The organism is Streptomyces sp. NPDC007095, assembly GCF_040634475.1.
GTDB lineage: Bacteria > Actinomycetota > Actinomycetes > Streptomycetales > Streptomycetaceae > Streptomyces.
On sequence record NZ_JBEYFS010000269.1, the window covers coordinates 1 to 15,082 of the forward strand.

The window sequence follows — 15,082 nt, forward strand, 5'->3', positions numbered from 1 at the left end:
CGCCGGGCCCCCCCGCCCCGCCCCCCCCCGGACGACCGCTCAGCCCAGCTGCTCGTGCAGGAAGCCCACCGTGCTCTCCCAAGCCCGCGCGGCCGACTCGGGGTCGTACGTTTCAGGTCGGCCGTCGTTGAAGAAGGCGTGGTTGGCCGGGTGGAGACGGAAGTCCGCGGTGACGCCCGCCTGCTGCTGGACCGCCTCCCTCAGCTGCTCCAGGTTCTCCTTCGGGATGCTCGTGTCGAGTTCGCCGTAGTGACCCTGGATCTGTGCCTTCAGGCGGGAGAAGTCGGGCAGCTCACCTTGGATCACGCCGTAGAACGGCACCGCCGCGCTGACCCGGGGGTCGGCCGCGGCCAGGTACAGGACGAAGCCGCCGCCCATGCAGAAGCCGACCGCGCCCACCGTGTCCGAGGTGACCTCGGGCAGCCCGAGAAGATGATCGACCGCACCGGAGAGGAGCTCGACGCCGCGCGACACCGGCAGCTCCTTCATCATCCGGAAGGCCTCGCCGCTGTCATGGGCGACATTGCCGCCGTACAGGTCGGGCGCGAGGGCCACGAAGCCCTCCGCGGCCAGCCGGTCCGCCACCTGCGCGATGTGGTCGGTCAGACCCCACCACTCCTGGATGACGATCACCCCGGGTCCCTGCCCGGACGGCGGCAGCGCCAGATAGCCGTGGGCCGTGGTCCCGGCGCTGGGGAAGGTCACGTTCTGATGGGCGGGGGCTCCGGTCGGCTTCGGCAGCTCGGACATCGCACTCAACTCCTGTGGGGCAGCGCTGGGCAGGAGCCGGCGGGGCCGGCCCCGAGTTGATCTCCACGATGTCATGCGCGGGCGCCCGGTCTGCCCCCGGCCCCCACGACGCGCCCCGCGGCCACCTTCTGCAGCAGGCTGTACGCCAGCACCGGCAGCAGCACGTGCGGCCGGTCGGGCAGGGTCGTCGTGATGAGGACCGCGCTCGCACTGCTGTTGTTCATCCCGCAGGCCAGTGTCACGGAGGCGCCCGCCGGACCGTCCAGGCGCAGCGCACGGGCCGTGATCAGGCCCAGGGTGAACGACAGACCGCAGACGGTGGCGGCGACGACCAGCGCGGCCACCAGCAGCACCGGTTCGGGATGGGTGAGGAAGGGGCCGAGGACACCGCCCGCGTTGATGTACGTCAGGAGCAGCGAGCCGACCATCGCCGTGGGGACCGCGACGTCGAGGAGGCGGGTCAGCGCACGGTCCGGCAGGGCGAGCCGGCACAGGATTCCGGCGCCGCAGGGGAGCAGGACTCCCGTGAGCGCGAAGGCGTGTCCGGTGGTCCGGGCGGCCCCCGAGAGCGTGTTCGCTTAGTCGCCGCTCAGCAGGGGGCACAGGGCCGTCATGGTGACCGGGATGGTGAGCGGGCTGACGAGCGTGGACGCCAGCACCAGGCCCACGGTCGTCGACTGGTCGCCGTCCCCCTTACTCGTCCACACGGTGGCTCCGGCCGCCACCGGCATCGCGACGATCAGGATCATCGCCGCGATCATTCCGCTGCCCCCGTCGCTGTCGGGCGACCGGCTCAGCGCGAAGGCGACGCCCGGAATGATCAGCAGGGGTGCGACCAGATGGAGGACGAGCCCGGTCAGCAGCGCGGTGGGGCGCCTGACCAACGCCCGCAGTTCGTGGATCGGCACCTGCATGCCTGCGGTGAACAGGAGCAGGGACAGCAGGAAACGAGGGGTCTCGAAGGCGATGTGCGGAATCCCGGCCGCCCCGATCATGTGCGGATGACGCAACCACTGCCCCGGCGCCGGCAGGGCCGCGGCGGCGAGGTAGGACGCGCCGACGGCCCAGCCGAGGTGGTCACGGAGCCGGGTGAGGGGGGATTTCGCGGTGGGGGTGGGAGTCATCGGGGCGCTCTTCCGTCGTCGTGGGACCTGGGCGGAGACGGAGCGCCGATATGGAGGAGAACGTGTGCGGGGCGATGCGGGCGAGGGCGTAGACGCTGAGACTCAGCCAGCACAGGGCGAACAGCCAGCCGCCGAGCACGTCGGAGAACCAGTGGACGCCCAGGTACACCCTGGTGAGTCCGACGAGGGCGGCCCAGCATGCGAGGAGTGCCGCGAGGGCCCGTCCGCCGCGTGGCGCCCGGGCGAGCACCGCGAGAATGAGCAGTCCGCCGGCGATGGCGGACGTGGTGGTGTGGCCCGAGGGGAAGGACCAGCCTGAGGCGTGCGTGGCCCACTCGGCCGTCGCGGGGCGGGGGCGGGCGACCAGGGACATCACGCCGTACCGAACGGCCTGGGCGGCGACGAGACAGCCGACGCAGCCGAGGGCGAAAAGGATCCGCTGCCGTGCGGTGCGGCCGAGGACGACACCCGCCAGCGCGACCAGCATGTACGGCACGAGGCCCGTGCCCGTGTAGGTCAGACCGCGGGCCACGGCCAGCGCGACGGGTGGTCGGTGGTCCGCGGACCAGGCGTTGAGGTCCTGGTCACCGAAGAGCGGGGCGCCGTCCTGGCCGGTCACGACCAGCGTCAGCAGCACGAAGGCGACCAGGCTGCCGACCGCGGTCGATCCCGCGAGCTCGGTCGCGTCCGCGCGCCTCATGACAGGGCCCGGGGAACATCGGCCGCGTACGGCAGTGCGGTGCGCGGGGCTGCGGACATCGACGGAGGACCCTTCCATGGTGGGCGTGCGGGCGCGTCGGAAGACCGCGTCCGCGATGACTACAATCCTGTAGACGGTCTACAGAACTGTAGACGATTGCCGGGCCGGGATCGTTCCCGCGATGGACGCGATGGACGAACGCCGTGCGCGGTATGCGGGCCTGCCGGACGCCGACCGGGGCCGGCAGGCCGGGGGTGTGACCAGCGTCCCGCACCCCGCCGCACCCTGCGACCCGGCGTGGGCGGGGCGCGGCGGGAGCATGCGGTGGGATGCCGTACCCTAACGTGTTACGTATAACTACCTAAGGGGTCCCGATGCGACGCATCGCGCTGGTCACCCTCGTCGTCGACGACTACGACGAGGCGATCCGCTTCTACACCGAAGCCCTCGGGTTCCGGCTCGTCGAGGACCAGCCGCGGCCCGACGGCTCCCGCTGGGTCGTCGTCGAGCCGGGCGCGGAGGGCGGCGGCAGCGGACTGCTGCTGGCCCGGGCCAAGGACGAGGCGCAGCGCGGCCGGGTCGGCGACCAGACCGGCGGGCGCGTGGGCTTCTTCCTGCACACCGACGACTTCGCTCGCGACCACGCCCGCATGCGCGAGGCGGGCGTGACCTTCCTGGAAGAGCCGCGCCACGAACCGTACGGCTCGGTCGTCGTCTTCCAGGACCTGTACGGAAACCGCTGGGATTTGCTCCAGCCCGCCGCCTGACATCCACCCATCTGTTCAGAACCTGCCGAGGAACGACACGCATGACCGCGCCCCGCATCGACATCGACACCATCCGCCGTCTCCCCAAGGCCGTGCTGCACGACCACCTCGACGGCGGCCTGCGCCCCGCCACCCTGGTGGAGCTCGCCGGGACGGTCGGCCACACGCTGCCCACCACCGACCCGGAGGCGCTGGCCGCCTGGTACTACGAGGCCGCCAACTCCGGTGACCTGGTGCGCTACATAGCCACCTTCGAGCACACCCTCGCCGTGATGCAGACCCGTGAGGGCCTGCTGCGCACGGCCGAGGAGTACGTGCTCGACCTGGCCGAGGACGGCGTCGTCTACGGCGAGGTCCGGTACGCGCCCGAGCTGATGGTGAACGGCGGGCTGACACTGCCCGAGGTCGTCGAGACCGTGCAGGAGGGCCTGGCGGCCGGTATGGCCAAGGCCGCGGCAGCGGGCACCCCGGTCCGGGTGGGCACCCTGCTGTGCGGGATGCGCATGTTCGACCGCACCCGGGAGATCGCCGACCTCGCGGTGGCGTTCCGGGACGCCGGCGTCGTCGGCTTCGACATCGCGGGGGCCGAGGACGGCTTCCCGCCCGCCGACCACCTCGCCGCCTTCGAGCACCTGCGCGGCGAGAGCGTCCCGTTCACCATCCACGCCGGTGAGGCCCACGGCCTGCCCAGCATCCACCAGGCCCTCCAGGTCTGTGGCGCCCAGCGCATCGGTCACGGCGTCCGCATCACCGAGGACATCGTCGACGGCAAGCTCGGCCGCCTCGCGGGCTGGGTGCGCGACCGCCGTATCGCCCTGGAGATGTGCCCGACGTCGAACCTCCAGACGGGCGCCGCGACCTCCATCGCCGAGCACCCCATCACGGCCCTGCGCGACCTCGGCTTCCGCGTCACCCTGAACACCGACAACCGTCTGGTGTCGGGCACCACGATGACGCGCGAGATGGCGCTGCTGGTCGAGGAGGCGGGCTGGACCGTGGAGGACCTGCGCACGGTCACGGTGAACGCCGTGAAGAGCGCGTTCATCCCGTTCGACGAGCGCAAGGCCCTCATCGAGGACGTCGTGCTGCCCGGCTACGCCCTCTGAACCAGCCCCCGTACATAGGCGGCCTGTCCGACGTGCTGCAGATCGTCGGACAGGACGCTTACCAGCCGTACGCCCAGCGTGACCGGGGGATCCCAGCGTTCGTCCGCGATCCGCTCGAAGTCCTTGGCGGCCAGCCCGCGCAGGAACTCCAGCGTCTGTTCGTGCACGGCGTCGTAGTACCCGGTCAGCAGGTCACCGGAGTCGACCCGCACCTTGGCGACCTTCGCGGAGCTGTGCCCGTACCCCGTGTCCCGGCGCGGCAGATCGAGGCCGAAGCGCTTCTCCCAGTCCTGCGAGAGCCAGACCTGCTCGAGCCCGGCGGCGTCCGCGACATGGTCGTCCTGGACGCGGGTGAGGTGCCAGACCAGCCATGAGACGGAGTTGGCGTCGTCCGAGGGGCGGGCGTTGAGAACGTCCGGCGGCAGGCCTCCGACGGCGGCATGGACCTCTTCCTGGATGCGGCTGTACGCGTCGATGAGGATGTCCTTTGCATGCATGCGTCCACCATCGCGCATCGCGGTCCCTCACGCGTCCGGAATCCAACTCCCGTGGAAGCCGAGCGGCACCCGCCCCGGGAGACGGACCCGGGCGACCGGCTCGCCCGTGAAGTCCTGGGCGGCCAGGATCACCAGGTCGACGGCCCCGCGATCGGGGTTGTGCACGTAGGCGATCGCGTAGCCGTCGTCCTCGGCCCGTGCGCCCTCGGAGAGTACGAAGACGGCTTCCCCTGCGGCGGCGTCCCGCGGCAGCCGGTGGACCTGGGTGGTCCCGCGGAGCATGTCGTGCTTGATCAGTGCGTTGGCGAAGGCCCGGTCGGGCGGGTTCCCGTCGGGCGTCAGATACGCCAGGGTCATGTCGGCGGCGGCCGCCGTGTAGGCGTAACGGTGCCGCCTGGACACCAACGCCTCGTGGACGCGCGGGAACTCCTGCGGGCGGTCGTCGAGCGTCCTGGTGCGCACCCGGCCGTGCGCCACGTCGATCGTCCAGCGTTCGAGCGAGGCGGTGTCGGCCCCGTACGGTCCGCCGGAGCCGCGGCCCGCGACATGGAAGGGCGCCGGGTAGGCCGTCATGTCGACAACCACGGACGAGTCCTCGTCGTACGCGTTCAGAGTGTGCGAGTAGTGGACCGGATCCACCTCGAACCAGCGGACCCCACCGCCCGCGCGCGGCAGCAGACCCACTCGCGTCGGGTGCTTCTCGTTCCAGACGTACGGCACGATGTCGCCCCGCTCGGCTCCCGCGGGGTCGAAGGTGATGGGCAGATCGAAGATCACGACGTACTTCTCGGTGAGCGCGAAGTCGTGCGTCATCGGCGCGTCCGCCACCGGGATCCGCGTGGTCCTCGCGACCCGGCCCGTGTGGTCGATCACCTGGTGCCGGACGTGGTCCCAGGTGGGGTGGTAGCCGATCGCGTGCAGCTCGCCGGCCGCCGCGTCGAACTTGGTGTGGCCGGTGAATGCTCCTTCGAGGGTGCCGCGGAAGTCGTACGTGCCCACCGTATTGAGCTCGTGGTCGAGTTCGTACGGCAGCGGCCCGCTCTCCTGGAGGGCCAGGATCCGTCCCTTGTACCCCATCACTTGGGTGTTGCACGGGAAGTCGTCCCGCGGGACGGGTCCGGGGTACGGCTCGCCGAGCTTCCTGGCCACGGAGGCCGAGCGGACCCAGCGGTTGCGGTACCACTCCGCGCTGCCGTCCCGCAGCCGCACCCCGTGCACCATGCCCTCACCCAGCTCCAGTGGTGGGCGCGCGGGTCCTCCAGACCCACGACGTCGGGACCGGTGCGCAGGAAGCGGCCGTTCAGTTCGCGCGGAGTGCGTCCGGTGACCGGCAGGTCGAACGCCGTCAGTTCCTCGGTGACGGGCTTGAACGCCCCCTCGAGGAACGGGAACCGATGTCCGCCCTGTGTCGCCGCGCCCGACACCGGTGCCGCTGCCGCTGCCACCCGGCCCCCCATCGCGCCGACGAGCCCTCCCGCCGCCGCGACCGCAGTCCCGCGCAGGACCGTCCGCCGTGTGTGATCCGCCAACTCCGTACGCCAGCCTCGCGGTCGCCTTTGCGGACGTCCACGAGTCCGCGGCCGGGGAGCGGGCCGGGTCAGGCGTGCTGGAGCCCGTCCGGGGGTGGTGTCAGGCCCCCTCTTGCGGGGTGTCGAGAAGCACCATCAGCGCCCGCGCCGCCGGACTGGTGGCGTCCGGCGGCGGCAGCATGGCGACGGTCTCGTACGAGGCGTCACAGGCGCCCTTGAAAGGGAGGGAGGTGAGAGCGCCGGCCTCGCGCTTGTGGCCGAAGTGGCGGGGCACGACGGCGATGCCGAGGCCCTCGTGGACCAGCTCCAGCAGGCTGTGCACGTCGCTGACCTCCAGCGCCACGGTCCGCCGCACGTCCGCCGCCGCGAAGGCCGCGTCCGTGGTGCGGCGCGGCCCCCAGTCGGGGTGGAAGTCGACGAAGGCCTCGCCGCCCAGCTCCTGGGGGGTGACCACGGCGGCGGTCGCGAGGTGGTGGGTGGGATGGCAGAGCACGGTCATCGGCTCGCTGGTCAGCGGGACCGACCGCAGCTGGTCCCCGTCAGCCCGCGTCCTGACGGCGAAGGCCAGGTCGAGACGGCCCGCGCCGACCTCCTCGGCCAGCGCCTCGGAGCCCGCCTGCCGCAGCCGGATCTCGACATCGGGATGACGCCGCCGGAACGCGGCGAGGAGCTTGGCCACATCCACGCCCGCGATGCACTGCTCGGTGCCCAGGGAGAGCGTGCCGCGCAGGACGCCCTGCACGGCGGCCACCGCGTCCTGCGCCGAGCGCACCTGGGCGAGGATCCGCTCCGCCTCGCCGAGCAGGGCGCGACCGGCCTCCGTGAGCGTGACCCGACGGGTGGTACGCACGAACAGCGGGGCCTGAAGCTCCCGCTCCAGGGCGCGGATGGAGGACGACAGTCCCGACTGCGACACCATCAGCCGTTCCGCCGCCCGGGTGAAATGCTGGTCCTCGGCGACCGCGACGAAGTGCTGAAGGTGGCGCAGTTCCATGGGGCACAACAGTAGTCGCCGATTGAGAAGCGCCGTCGCTCAGTCCCATCCGATTCTCCCGTTGGACCTCTGCACCGTGCCCGCGCGAGAGTGGAGACCTGTTTTCCCGGCCTTTCAGGAGTACGCGTTGTACACCGCACACCCCGACCGTTACGCGGACATGCCCTACCGGCGCACCGGACGCAGCGGACTGAAGCTGCCCGCGCTGTCGCTCGGCCTGTGGCACAACTTCGGCCCCGACCGGCCGGTGGAGACCCAGCGCGCGATCCTGCGCCGCGCCTTCGATCTCGGTGTCACCCACTTCGACCTGGCCAACAACTACGGTCCGCCGCCCGGCGCCGCCGAGTCGGCCCTCGGTGACGCCCTGAAGGCGGACTTCGCGCACCACCGCGACGAGCTGGTCATCTCCACCAAGGCCGGATACCTGATGTGGCCGGGCCCCTACGGCGAATGGGGCTCCCGCAAGTACCTGCTGTCCTCGCTCGACCAGAGCCTGGCCCGGATGGGCCTGGACTACGTGGACATCTTCTACTCGCACCGCCCCGACCCGGAGACTCCCCTGGAGGAGACGATGGGCGCCCTGCACTCGGCGGTCCAGCAGGGCAAGGCGCTCTACGTCGGTGTCTCCAACTACTCCGCGGAGCAGACCCGGGAAGCCGCCCGCATCCTGGGCGAGCTTGGCACCCCGCTGCTGATCCACCAGCCGCGCTACTCGATGCTCGACCGCCGCCCCGAGGACGAGGGGCTCCTGGACACGCTGGACGAGCTGCGGGTCGGCTCCATCGCCTACTCCCCGCTGGAGCAGGGCCTGCTCACCAGTCGCTACCTCGACGGCATCCCGGAGGGCTCGCGCGCCGCGAGCGACAGCCCCTTCCTGAGCGCCGACACGGTCACCGAGGACCTGGTACGGCAGCTGCGCGCCCTCGACGAGATCGCCAAGTCCCGCGGCCAGTCCCTGGCGCAGCTGGCGCTCGCCTGGGTGCTGCGCGGCGGCCGGGTGACCTCCGCGCTCATCGGCGCGAGCAGCCCCCAGCAGCTGGAGGACAGCGTCGCGGCCATCCGCGCCCTGGACTTCACCGCGGAGGAGCTGGCGCGGATCGACGCGGTCATCAAGGCCTGAGGATCGCTGGTCAGGCCGTCGGAGAGGCCGACCGGGCCGTGCGGCCCGGTCGGTCAGGCGGTGAGCCGCTCGCTGAGCTCCCAGAGGCGGTCGACCGCCGCCGGGTCCACGGCGTAGGGCACCACGCCGGCCTTCGCCGACCTGTTCCCGAGGGACCACTCACGGCCCTCCTCCGCGGACATCGGAGGGGCGATGTCGCTGTTCTCGCAGTACACGCCGCCCGTGCCCTCGAGCAGGGGGCTGGTCGCGCACCACACGCTGGTGGCCGCGCCCTGCTCGACGGTCTTCAGCTGCCGTTCCGGGTCGAGGATCGGCCGGCCGTCCGCGTCGAGGACGCCGACGGCCCTGAGGTCCTCCTCGGCCAGGTACTTCTTCAGACCGGTGTCGACGATGCTTCCCGGGTGCAGGGCGAAGGCCCGGATCCCGTCCGCCTTCCCCCGCTCGTCGACACCGAGCGCGAAGAGGATGTTCGCCGTCTTCGACTGCCCGTAGGCGACCCAGCGGTCGTACGCGTGGTGCTCGAAGTGCGGGTCGTCGAACAGGACGGGCGAGAACCGGTGACCCCACGAGGACACCGACACGACCCGGGCCCCGTGCGCCCGGCGCAGCGCCGGCCACAGGCGGGCGACCAGCTGGAAGTGGCCGAGGTGGTTCGTGGCGAACTGCACCTCGTACCCCCGGGCGTCGCGCGTCAGCGGCGTCGCCATGACGCCCGCGCTGTTGACGAGGATGTGCAGCGGCCGGCCGGAGTCGAGGAAACGCCCGGCGAACGCGTCGATCGAGGCCGGATCCAGCAGATCCATGGGCGCGGTCTCGACGCCGTCGATCCCCTTGAGCGTGGCCCGAGCCCTTTCGGTGTCCCGCGCCGGTACGACGACATCGGCGCCCGCGGCCCGCAGGACACGCACGGTCTCCAGTCCGATGCCGGAGTAGCCGCCGGTGACGACGGCGACCTTGCCGGTCAGATCGATGCCCTTGATGACGTCCTCGGCGCTGGACGCGGCGTCGAACCCGGAGTGGCGGGGCTGCTGCTGTTGCTCGGTGGTCATGGTTCGGATCTCCTCAGGTGTGCCTTCCCGACCACCGTAGAACCGGGAATCCGTACGATGAATGCTTGATAGTCCGCATTACTTGCGCGATAGTACGGACATGCCTGCGGATCCTCTCTCCGACACCCTCGGCCTCATGGACGCCCGGTGCGTCATCTCCGGCGGCTTCACGGCCGGCGGTGACTGGGCGCTGCGTTTCCCGCCGCCCGGGATGCTCAAGATCACCGCAGTGGTGCAGGGCGGCATGTCGGTGTCCGTGGAGGGACTGCCGGAGTTCGCCCGGCTGGGGCCGGGTGATGTGGCCGTGTTCGACGGCAGCCGGGCGTTCGTGGTCGCGAGCGATCCGTCCGTGGAGCCGGTGGACGCCACGACACTCTTCGCGGACACCTCCGGGTCGATGATTCACTACGGCGGGGGAGAGGACGCCGTCTTCGTGGGCGGCCACATCGAACTGGGCCGGGCAGGCGAGGAGTTGCTCCTGCACGCCCTGCCACCGCTGCTGTGCGTCCGGTCCGGCGCCGAGGAGGCGCCGGTCATGCGCTGGCTGCTCGACCAGCTGCTGCGCGAACTGACCGCCCGGCGGGCCGGGGCCGACTTCGCGGCCGACCAGCTCGCCCAGCTCATGTTCGTCCAGGTCCTGCGAGCCTATCTCGCGGACGCCGACGCCCTCCCTGCCGGACGGCTGCGCGCCCTCGCCGACGAGCGCATCGCCCCGGCGCTGCGGCTCATGCACGCCGACCCGGGCCGCCCCTGGCAGCTGGAGGAGCTCGCCAGGGCGGCGGCCATGTCCCGGACCACCTTCGCCGAGCGCTTCCGGGCCGTGGCCGGGGTGCCGCCCCTGACATATCTGCTGGACTGGCGGATGAGTCTGGCCCGGCGCGCCCTGCGGGACGGCGAGACGTCGGTGTCGGCCCTGGCCCAGCGGGTCGGCTACACGTCCGAGAGCGCGTTCAGCAACGCCTTCAAGCGGACGACGGGTGTCGCGCCGCGGCGCTACCGTGACGGCGCACGGGCGGCCCTCACGGGCTGAGGCGCTCTTCCAGGCGGACCGTCACGGTGTCGCCCTCCTCTTTGCCGATCGCCTTGCGCACGTCGGCCTTCACCGGCAGCTTGTGGGTGCCGTCGCCCAGGGCCATGAAGGAACTGTGGAAGGAGTGCCCGTCGATCGTGCCGCTGACCTTGACCGGTCCGCGGGTTCCGAAGAAGGAGACGGACTCCGGCCGGACGACGTAGGTCCAGCCGCCCTTGTCGGGGCTCTTGCGCAGCGCCGTGGTGAACTGCTGGTCCAGCCTGCCCGCCCGGCCCGCCCTGTCCGCCTTGTTCTCCTCGTTCTCCTTGCCGACGGTGCTCATGTGGTCCTCCGCTTCCGGTGGGTGTCCTGCTCAAGAGACCACCGGGGGCGGGAGAACTCATCGCGGTCCTGCGCGCAGGGCGGTGAGGGCCGGTTCACGGGCGGTGACCGCGCCGAGCCCGGTGGAGCCTCGGGTCTCCACCGCCGTGCGCCGGCGGGAGCATTGCTGGGAGTACTACTGCGTCGGCACGCGGTCCAGGAATCCGTGCACGCTGCGGATCCTGTCCGCGGCGTCCAGGGTGATCACGTCGAATCCGGCGACGGGTGCCGTGCCGTCGGCCTCGTTGACCAGTTCCCAGCCGAAGCGGGCGATGTCGTGGTGCCCGTCGACCGGCCCGGCGGGTCGGAAGGAGAACCCCGGGAACTGCTCGTGCGCCGCCGCGATCACCGCCGCGATCCCGTCGTGCCCGCGGACGTCGGCCAGCGGGTCCGTGTAGCCGCCGTCCGCGCTCCAGGCGGCGGCGACCGCCTTGGCGAGCGCATCCCGGTCAGTGGCGTTCCAGGCCTCGAAGTAGCGGGCGACGGCGTTCTCGTAACGGTCGTTGGCTGCGGACATGGTGGATCAACCTCCGTGGAAAGTAGGGTAGTTGCTGGTCAGTGAGTGGATTCCGAGCTGTAATTCCCCGCCGGGATCCGATACCGCAACCATGCCCGCCGACGCCCGAGGGCGTCGATTACCTCCCGGGTAAGGACAGCGAGTCGCGTTTCGGCCAAACCGGGCGGTGAATATGCCAGGAGACTGGCTGGAATGGCATGGTGACAGAGTGTCAGGAGTGGCGATACTCGAGTGACAGGGCGATTCAGCCACGCCCGCGCGCAGCACCACCGTGCACCACGAACGAGCCGCACGCAGTGAGCGAGCCGCAGGGAAAGCGAGGCCGGGCCGGCGGAGAGCGTTGCAATGGGGGAGCGATCGTGCACGACGAATTCCTGTGCCATGTGACCGCATACGGAATATGCGGAGGCAGACGCATCGGCGTCCCGTTGGGGACCTATCGCGCGCCCACCCTGGCGCTGGCCCTGTGGTGGATGCGGGACCGTGCCTCCTGGATGGCGTCGCGGCTCGATCCGCAGCCCGACGATCCGACCTTCCCGCCGAACTCGATCGCACCGGTCGCGGACACCGTCCCGGACGTGCCGAGCGTCCTGCGCGCCTGGTGCGGTGACACCCTCCAGCAGGAGCTGGTCGCAGAGGAGTTGGCTGCCGGAAAGCTCGTCCGCATCGCCACCAGCGACGACACCACCGAGTACGAACTGCTCGCCGAATCCGTCGACGCGCTGCGCATGCAGCGGACCGCCGCCGCCCTCGGCACCTCCGCGGCCTGACCACCACCGGACAGGTCCCGGAGGGGTCCTCCGGCCGGCAGGGCCAGGAAGATCAGCCGGTCGCAACAGCCCCACTCGCTGTCGTCCCAGCCGACCACTCCGGCGGTCGCCGCCCGGAACACGTGGGAATCGTCCTGGTCGGTGCTGCCGGAGGCGCGCTGTGCCACGGCGACCGAGCCCGCCATCTGGTGCCGCTGCCCGCCCCGACCCGCCTCGCGGAGGCGCGGAGCTCGGGCGGAACCGGCCATGAGCCGCTGATCAGGCGCATATGTGAACGAATAGCTAGAATTCTGGGCATGGGAGAGCGGTCGGTCGCGCCGACGGCGCCCGAACTCGTCCTCGAAACCGAGACGGGCTCCACGGTGCTGAGTCCGAGCCGCGACTATCACGTCGGGCGCGACCCGTCGAGCGAGATCGTCATCGACGACGTCCGGGTCTCGTGGCACCACGCGGTCCTGCGGCCCGAGGCCGACCACTGGACGATCCAGGACGAGAACAGCACGAACGGCACGTACGCCGACGGCAGGCGGGTCCGCGAATGGGGCGTCGGACCCGGCAGCGTCATCCACTTCGGCAGCCCCTCCGACGGCCCCCGGGCGGTCTTCGCCGGCAGGACCTCGCAGCGGCCGTCAGGAGCCTTCCGAGCCTCGGCCAGCGGCACCTTCCAACGGCCGACCACCGTACGCCCGCTGCCCACCCGCACCGTCCGCATCGGCCGCGGCGCCGAGAACGACCTGGTCATCGACGACCTGGTCGTCTCCCGGCGGCACGCCGAACTGCTGGCCCACCCGGACAGGACGTACGAGATCCTCGACCTCGGCAGCCACAACGGCACGTTCCTCAACGGGCAGCCCGTCACCCGCGCCCCGATCACCACCGGTGACATCGTCGGCATCGGCCACTCCGCGTTCTGCCTCGTCGGGGACGAGTTGCAGGAGTACGTCGACACCGGCGCGGTCTCCCTCGATGTCCAGGAACTCACCGTCGCCGTCGACCGCGGCCGCAAGATCCTCCTCGACGAGGTGTCCTTTCCCGTCGGCGAGAAGTGTCTGCTGGCCGTCGTGGGCCCCAGCGGCGCCGGGAAGTCCACGCTCCTCAACGCCCTCACCGGGCAGCGCCCCGCCGACCGCGGCGCGGTCCTGTACGACGGCCGCGACCTCTACCGGGACTACGCCGAGCTGCGCCAGCGCATCGGCCTCGTGCCGCAGGACGACATCCTGCACGCCCAGTTGACGGTGCGGCGGGCCCTCTCGTACGCCGCCGAGCTGCGCTTTCCGCAGGACACCGCGAAGGCGGAGCGCCAGGCGCGGGTCGACGAGGTCATCCAGGAGCTGGGCCTGGAGCAGCGCGTCGGCCAGCCCATCCACAGTCTGTCCGGCGGTCAGCGCAAGCGGGTCAGTGTCGCCCTGGAGCTGCTGACCAAGCCGTCGCTGCTGTTCCTGGACGAACCCACCTCCGGTCTCGACCCCGGCATGGACCGCTCGGTGATGCACATGCTGCGCGGCCTCGCGGACGACGGCCGTACGGTCATCGTGGTCACCCACAGCGTCCTCAGCCTCGACGTCTGCGACCGGCTCCTGGTGCTCGCGCCCGGCGGCAAGGTCGCCTACTTCGGACCGCCCGAAGACGCGCTCGCCTACTTCGGCTACGAGCAGTGGCCCGAGGCCTTCGAGGCCTTCGAGCGCGACCAGGGCCGGGACTGGGCGGGGGAGTACCGGAGCTCGCCGCTCCAGGGCCGGTACATCGACAGCTCCAGCCCACAGCCTCATCTGCTCCGGGCCGGCCCGGCCGCCGCCGTCGGACCGCCGCCCAAGGCGCAGAGCTGGGTCGCGCAACTCGGTACCCTGGTGCGCCGGTACGCGGCCGTGCTCAGCGCCGACCGGACCTTCCTCGCCGTCATGATCGCGCTGCCGTGCATCATGGGCGTGATGGCCCGCGCCGTGGCCGGCAGCAAACTGACGCTGGAGACGTCGATGAACGCGCTGCTCACCCTGTGCATCGGCGGAGTCCTGGCGGGCGCGGCCAACGCCGTACGCGAAGTGGTGAAGGAACGGGTCATCTACCAGCGGGAGCGCGCGGTCGGCCTGTCCCGGTCGGCGTACCTGATGTCGAAGATCGTGGTCCTCGGCACCATCACCGTTCTCCAGGCCGTCGTCCTCACCCTCGTCGCGCTGTTCGGCGTCGACCTCAACGCGCCCCGCGGCAAAGGGGTCCTCATGTCGCCGCTTCTCGAGATCACGCTGGCCGTGGCTCTGCTGGCCTTCAGCGCGATGATGCTCGGCCTCCTGGTCTCCGCGATGGTGACCAAGGAGGAGGTCACCATGCCGCTGCTGGTGCTGATCGCCGTCGTCCAGGTGGTCTTCAGCGGCGCGCTGCTCAAGCTGCACGGCGTGCCCGGTATGGAGCAAGTGGCCTGGCTCGTCCCCTCCCGCTGGGCCCTGGGCGCGATGTCGGGGACCATCGCCCTGGGCCGGATCGTCCCGGGGACGTTCACCTCCGACCCGCTGTTCCGGCACGAGCCCAGCGTGTGGCTGGTCAACGTGAGCATGCTGGCCGTGCTGTCGATCGTCTTCGGATGCGTGGTGGCCCGGCTGCTGCGGCGGCACGAACCCGAGGTCATGCGGAAGTAGGTGCGATGACGACTCCCGACCCGGCGACGACCGACGACTTCCGCCCGACGCACGTCGTTCCGCCGGACGGCCTGCCCGCCTGGGAGGCGCCGGACCCCTCCCGGCCCACCGTGCCGCTCGACGCGCTGCTCCCGGTGCC

Annotated in this window: 17 protein-coding genes; 7 read left to right on the forward strand and 10 right to left on the reverse strand. The window is 71.2% G+C overall.

Going from position 1 to position 15,082, the window contains the following annotated elements; translation table 11 throughout:
* Positions 1-39: 39 nt before the first annotated feature.
* The 4 genes from ABZ656_RS50010 to ABZ656_RS50025 form a co-directional block, all read right to left on the reverse strand.
* Entirely contained in the window at positions 40-750 is a 711-nt protein-coding gene (locus ABZ656_RS50010; protein ID WP_101407182.1) for a dienelactone hydrolase family protein, read from the reverse strand.
* A 71-nt stretch (positions 751-821) separates the two neighbouring features.
* Entirely contained in the window at positions 822-1,178 is a 357-nt protein-coding gene (locus ABZ656_RS50015; protein WP_360278233.1) for a hypothetical protein, read from the reverse strand.
* Between the two features lie 150 nt (positions 1,179-1,328).
* Positions 1,329-1,874, reverse strand: a complete 546-nt coding sequence (locus ABZ656_RS50020) for a hypothetical protein (RefSeq protein WP_360278236.1) — start codon at positions 1,872-1,874, stop codon at positions 1,329-1,331.
* A complete protein-coding gene (locus ABZ656_RS50025) occupies positions 1,828-2,574 on the reverse strand; it encodes a phosphatase PAP2 family protein (protein WP_101407180.1) in 747 nt (248 codons plus the stop codon). The genes ABZ656_RS50020 and ABZ656_RS50025 overlap by 47 nt, the downstream gene beginning before the upstream one ends.
* Before the next feature lie 181 nt (positions 2,575-2,755).
* On the opposite strand from ABZ656_RS50025, the gene ABZ656_RS50030 reads away from it, so the two are divergent.
* The 3 genes from ABZ656_RS50030 to ABZ656_RS50040 are packed head-to-tail and all read left to right on the forward strand — an operon-like array spanning position 2,756 to position 4,447.
* On the forward strand, positions 2,756-2,917 hold the full coding sequence (locus ABZ656_RS50030) for a hypothetical protein (protein WP_360278239.1): 162 nt from the start codon (positions 2,756-2,758) through the stop codon (positions 2,915-2,917).
* A 31-nt stretch (positions 2,918-2,948) separates the two neighbouring features.
* Positions 2,949-3,341 carry a VOC family protein gene (locus ABZ656_RS50035; protein WP_101407179.1) on the forward strand — a complete coding sequence of 131 codons (393 nt, stop codon included), beginning with the start codon at positions 2,949-2,951 and terminating at the stop codon, positions 3,339-3,341.
* A gap of 41 nt (positions 3,342-3,382) precedes the next feature.
* A complete protein-coding gene (locus tag ABZ656_RS50040) occupies positions 3,383-4,447 on the forward strand; it encodes an adenosine deaminase (RefSeq protein WP_360278242.1) in 1,065 nt (354 codons plus the stop codon).
* On the opposite strand, the gene ABZ656_RS50045 is transcribed toward ABZ656_RS50040, so the two are convergent.
* From ABZ656_RS50045 to ABZ656_RS50055, 3 genes are all read right to left on the reverse strand, one after another.
* Positions 4,435-4,944 (reverse strand): DinB family protein, encoded by a 510-nt coding sequence (locus tag ABZ656_RS50045; RefSeq protein ID WP_360278245.1) that lies wholly within the window; start codon positions 4,942-4,944, stop codon positions 4,435-4,437. The two genes, ABZ656_RS50040 and ABZ656_RS50045, sit on opposite strands and share 13 nt — an antisense overlap.
* Positions 4,945-4,971: 27 nt before the next feature.
* Positions 4,972-6,165, reverse strand: a complete 1,194-nt coding sequence (locus ABZ656_RS50050) for a carotenoid oxygenase family protein (protein WP_360278248.1) — start codon at positions 6,163-6,165, stop codon at positions 4,972-4,974.
* Between the two features lie 408 nt (positions 6,166-6,573).
* A complete protein-coding gene (locus tag ABZ656_RS50055) occupies positions 6,574-7,467 on the reverse strand; it encodes a LysR substrate-binding domain-containing protein (RefSeq protein ID WP_101407176.1) in 894 nt (297 codons plus the stop codon).
* 127 nt (positions 7,468-7,594) lie between these two features.
* Here ABZ656_RS50055 and mgrA point away from each other — a divergent pair, with 127 nt between their 5' ends.
* Positions 7,595-8,587 (forward strand): L-glyceraldehyde 3-phosphate reductase, encoded by a 993-nt coding sequence (mgrA, locus tag ABZ656_RS50060; protein ID WP_360278251.1) that lies wholly within the window; start codon positions 7,595-7,597, stop codon positions 8,585-8,587.
* Between the two features lie 53 nt (positions 8,588-8,640).
* Here mgrA and ABZ656_RS50065 read toward each other — a convergent pair whose 3' ends face one another.
* Positions 8,641-9,636 carry an oxidoreductase gene (locus tag ABZ656_RS50065; RefSeq protein ID WP_360278254.1) on the reverse strand — a complete coding sequence of 332 codons (996 nt, stop codon included), beginning with the start codon at positions 9,634-9,636 and terminating at the stop codon, positions 8,641-8,643.
* Positions 9,637-9,736: 100 nt separating this feature from the next.
* On the opposite strand from ABZ656_RS50065, the gene ABZ656_RS50070 reads away from it, so the two are divergent.
* Positions 9,737-10,666, forward strand: a complete 930-nt coding sequence (locus ABZ656_RS50070) for an AraC family transcriptional regulator (RefSeq protein ID WP_101407173.1) — start codon at positions 9,737-9,739, stop codon at positions 10,664-10,666.
* Here the strand turns inward: ABZ656_RS50070 and ABZ656_RS50075 are convergent.
* The gene (locus ABZ656_RS50075; protein WP_101407172.1) at positions 10,656-10,988 is read right to left on the reverse strand and encodes a DUF1905 domain-containing protein; all 333 of its coding nucleotides are present in this window, start codon (positions 10,986-10,988) and stop codon (positions 10,656-10,658) included. The genes ABZ656_RS50070 and ABZ656_RS50075 overlap by 11 nt on opposite strands.
* Before the next feature lie 174 nt (positions 10,989-11,162).
* A complete protein-coding gene (locus ABZ656_RS50080) occupies positions 11,163-11,543 on the reverse strand; it encodes a nuclear transport factor 2 family protein (protein ID WP_101407171.1) in 381 nt (126 codons plus the stop codon).
* 359 nt (positions 11,544-11,902) lie between these two features.
* On the opposite strand from ABZ656_RS50080, the gene ABZ656_RS50085 reads away from it, so the two are divergent.
* Both ABZ656_RS50085 and ABZ656_RS50090 read left to right on the forward strand, forming a co-directional pair.
* A complete protein-coding gene (locus ABZ656_RS50085; RefSeq protein ID WP_101407170.1) occupies positions 11,903-12,313 on the forward strand; it encodes a hypothetical protein in 411 nt (136 codons plus the stop codon).
* 296 nt (positions 12,314-12,609) lie between these two features.
* Positions 12,610-14,943 carry an FHA domain-containing protein gene (locus ABZ656_RS50090; protein WP_101407169.1) on the forward strand — a complete coding sequence of 778 codons (2,334 nt, stop codon included), beginning with the start codon at positions 12,610-12,612 and terminating at the stop codon, positions 14,941-14,943.
* Positions 14,944-15,082: the final 139 nt, after the last annotated feature.

Coding starts and splice junctions, on each gene's coding strand:
- ABZ656_RS50010 (WP_101407182.1), bottom strand. CDS start 750: ATGTCCGAGCTGCCGAAGCCGACCGGAGCCCCCGCCCATCAGAACGTG.
- ABZ656_RS50015 (WP_360278233.1), bottom strand. CDS start 1,178: ATGGTCGGCTCGCTGCTCCTGACGTACATCAACGCGGGCGGTGTCCTC.
- ABZ656_RS50020 (WP_360278236.1), bottom strand. CDS start 1,874: ATGACTCCCACCCCCACCGCGAAATCCCCCCTCACCCGGCTCCGTGAC.
- ABZ656_RS50025 (WP_101407180.1), bottom strand. CDS start 2,574: ATGAGGCGCGCGGACGCGACCGAGCTCGCGGGATCGACCGCGGTCGGC.
- ABZ656_RS50030 (WP_360278239.1), top strand. CDS start 2,756: ATGGACGCGATGGACGAACGCCGTGCGCGGTATGCGGGCCTGCCGGAC.
- ABZ656_RS50035 (WP_101407179.1), top strand. CDS start 2,949: ATGCGACGCATCGCGCTGGTCACCCTCGTCGTCGACGACTACGACGAG.
- ABZ656_RS50040 (WP_360278242.1), top strand. CDS start 3,383: ATGACCGCGCCCCGCATCGACATCGACACCATCCGCCGTCTCCCCAAG.
- ABZ656_RS50045 (WP_360278245.1), bottom strand. CDS start 4,944: ATGCATGCAAAGGACATCCTCATCGACGCGTACAGCCGCATCCAGGAA.
- ABZ656_RS50050 (WP_360278248.1), bottom strand. CDS start 6,165: ATGGTGCACGGGGTGCGGCTGCGGGACGGCAGCGCGGAGTGGTACCGC.
- ABZ656_RS50055 (WP_101407176.1), bottom strand. CDS start 7,467: ATGGAACTGCGCCACCTTCAGCACTTCGTCGCGGTCGCCGAGGACCAG.
- ABZ656_RS50065 (WP_360278254.1), bottom strand. CDS start 9,636: ATGACCACCGAGCAACAGCAGCAGCCCCGCCACTCCGGGTTCGACGCC.
- ABZ656_RS50070 (WP_101407173.1), top strand. CDS start 9,737: ATGCCTGCGGATCCTCTCTCCGACACCCTCGGCCTCATGGACGCCCGG.
- ABZ656_RS50075 (WP_101407172.1), bottom strand. CDS start 10,988: ATGAGCACCGTCGGCAAGGAGAACGAGGAGAACAAGGCGGACAGGGCG.
- ABZ656_RS50080 (WP_101407171.1), bottom strand. CDS start 11,543: ATGTCCGCAGCCAACGACCGTTACGAGAACGCCGTCGCCCGCTACTTC.
- ABZ656_RS50090 (WP_101407169.1), top strand. CDS start 12,610: ATGGGAGAGCGGTCGGTCGCGCCGACGGCGCCCGAACTCGTCCTCGAA.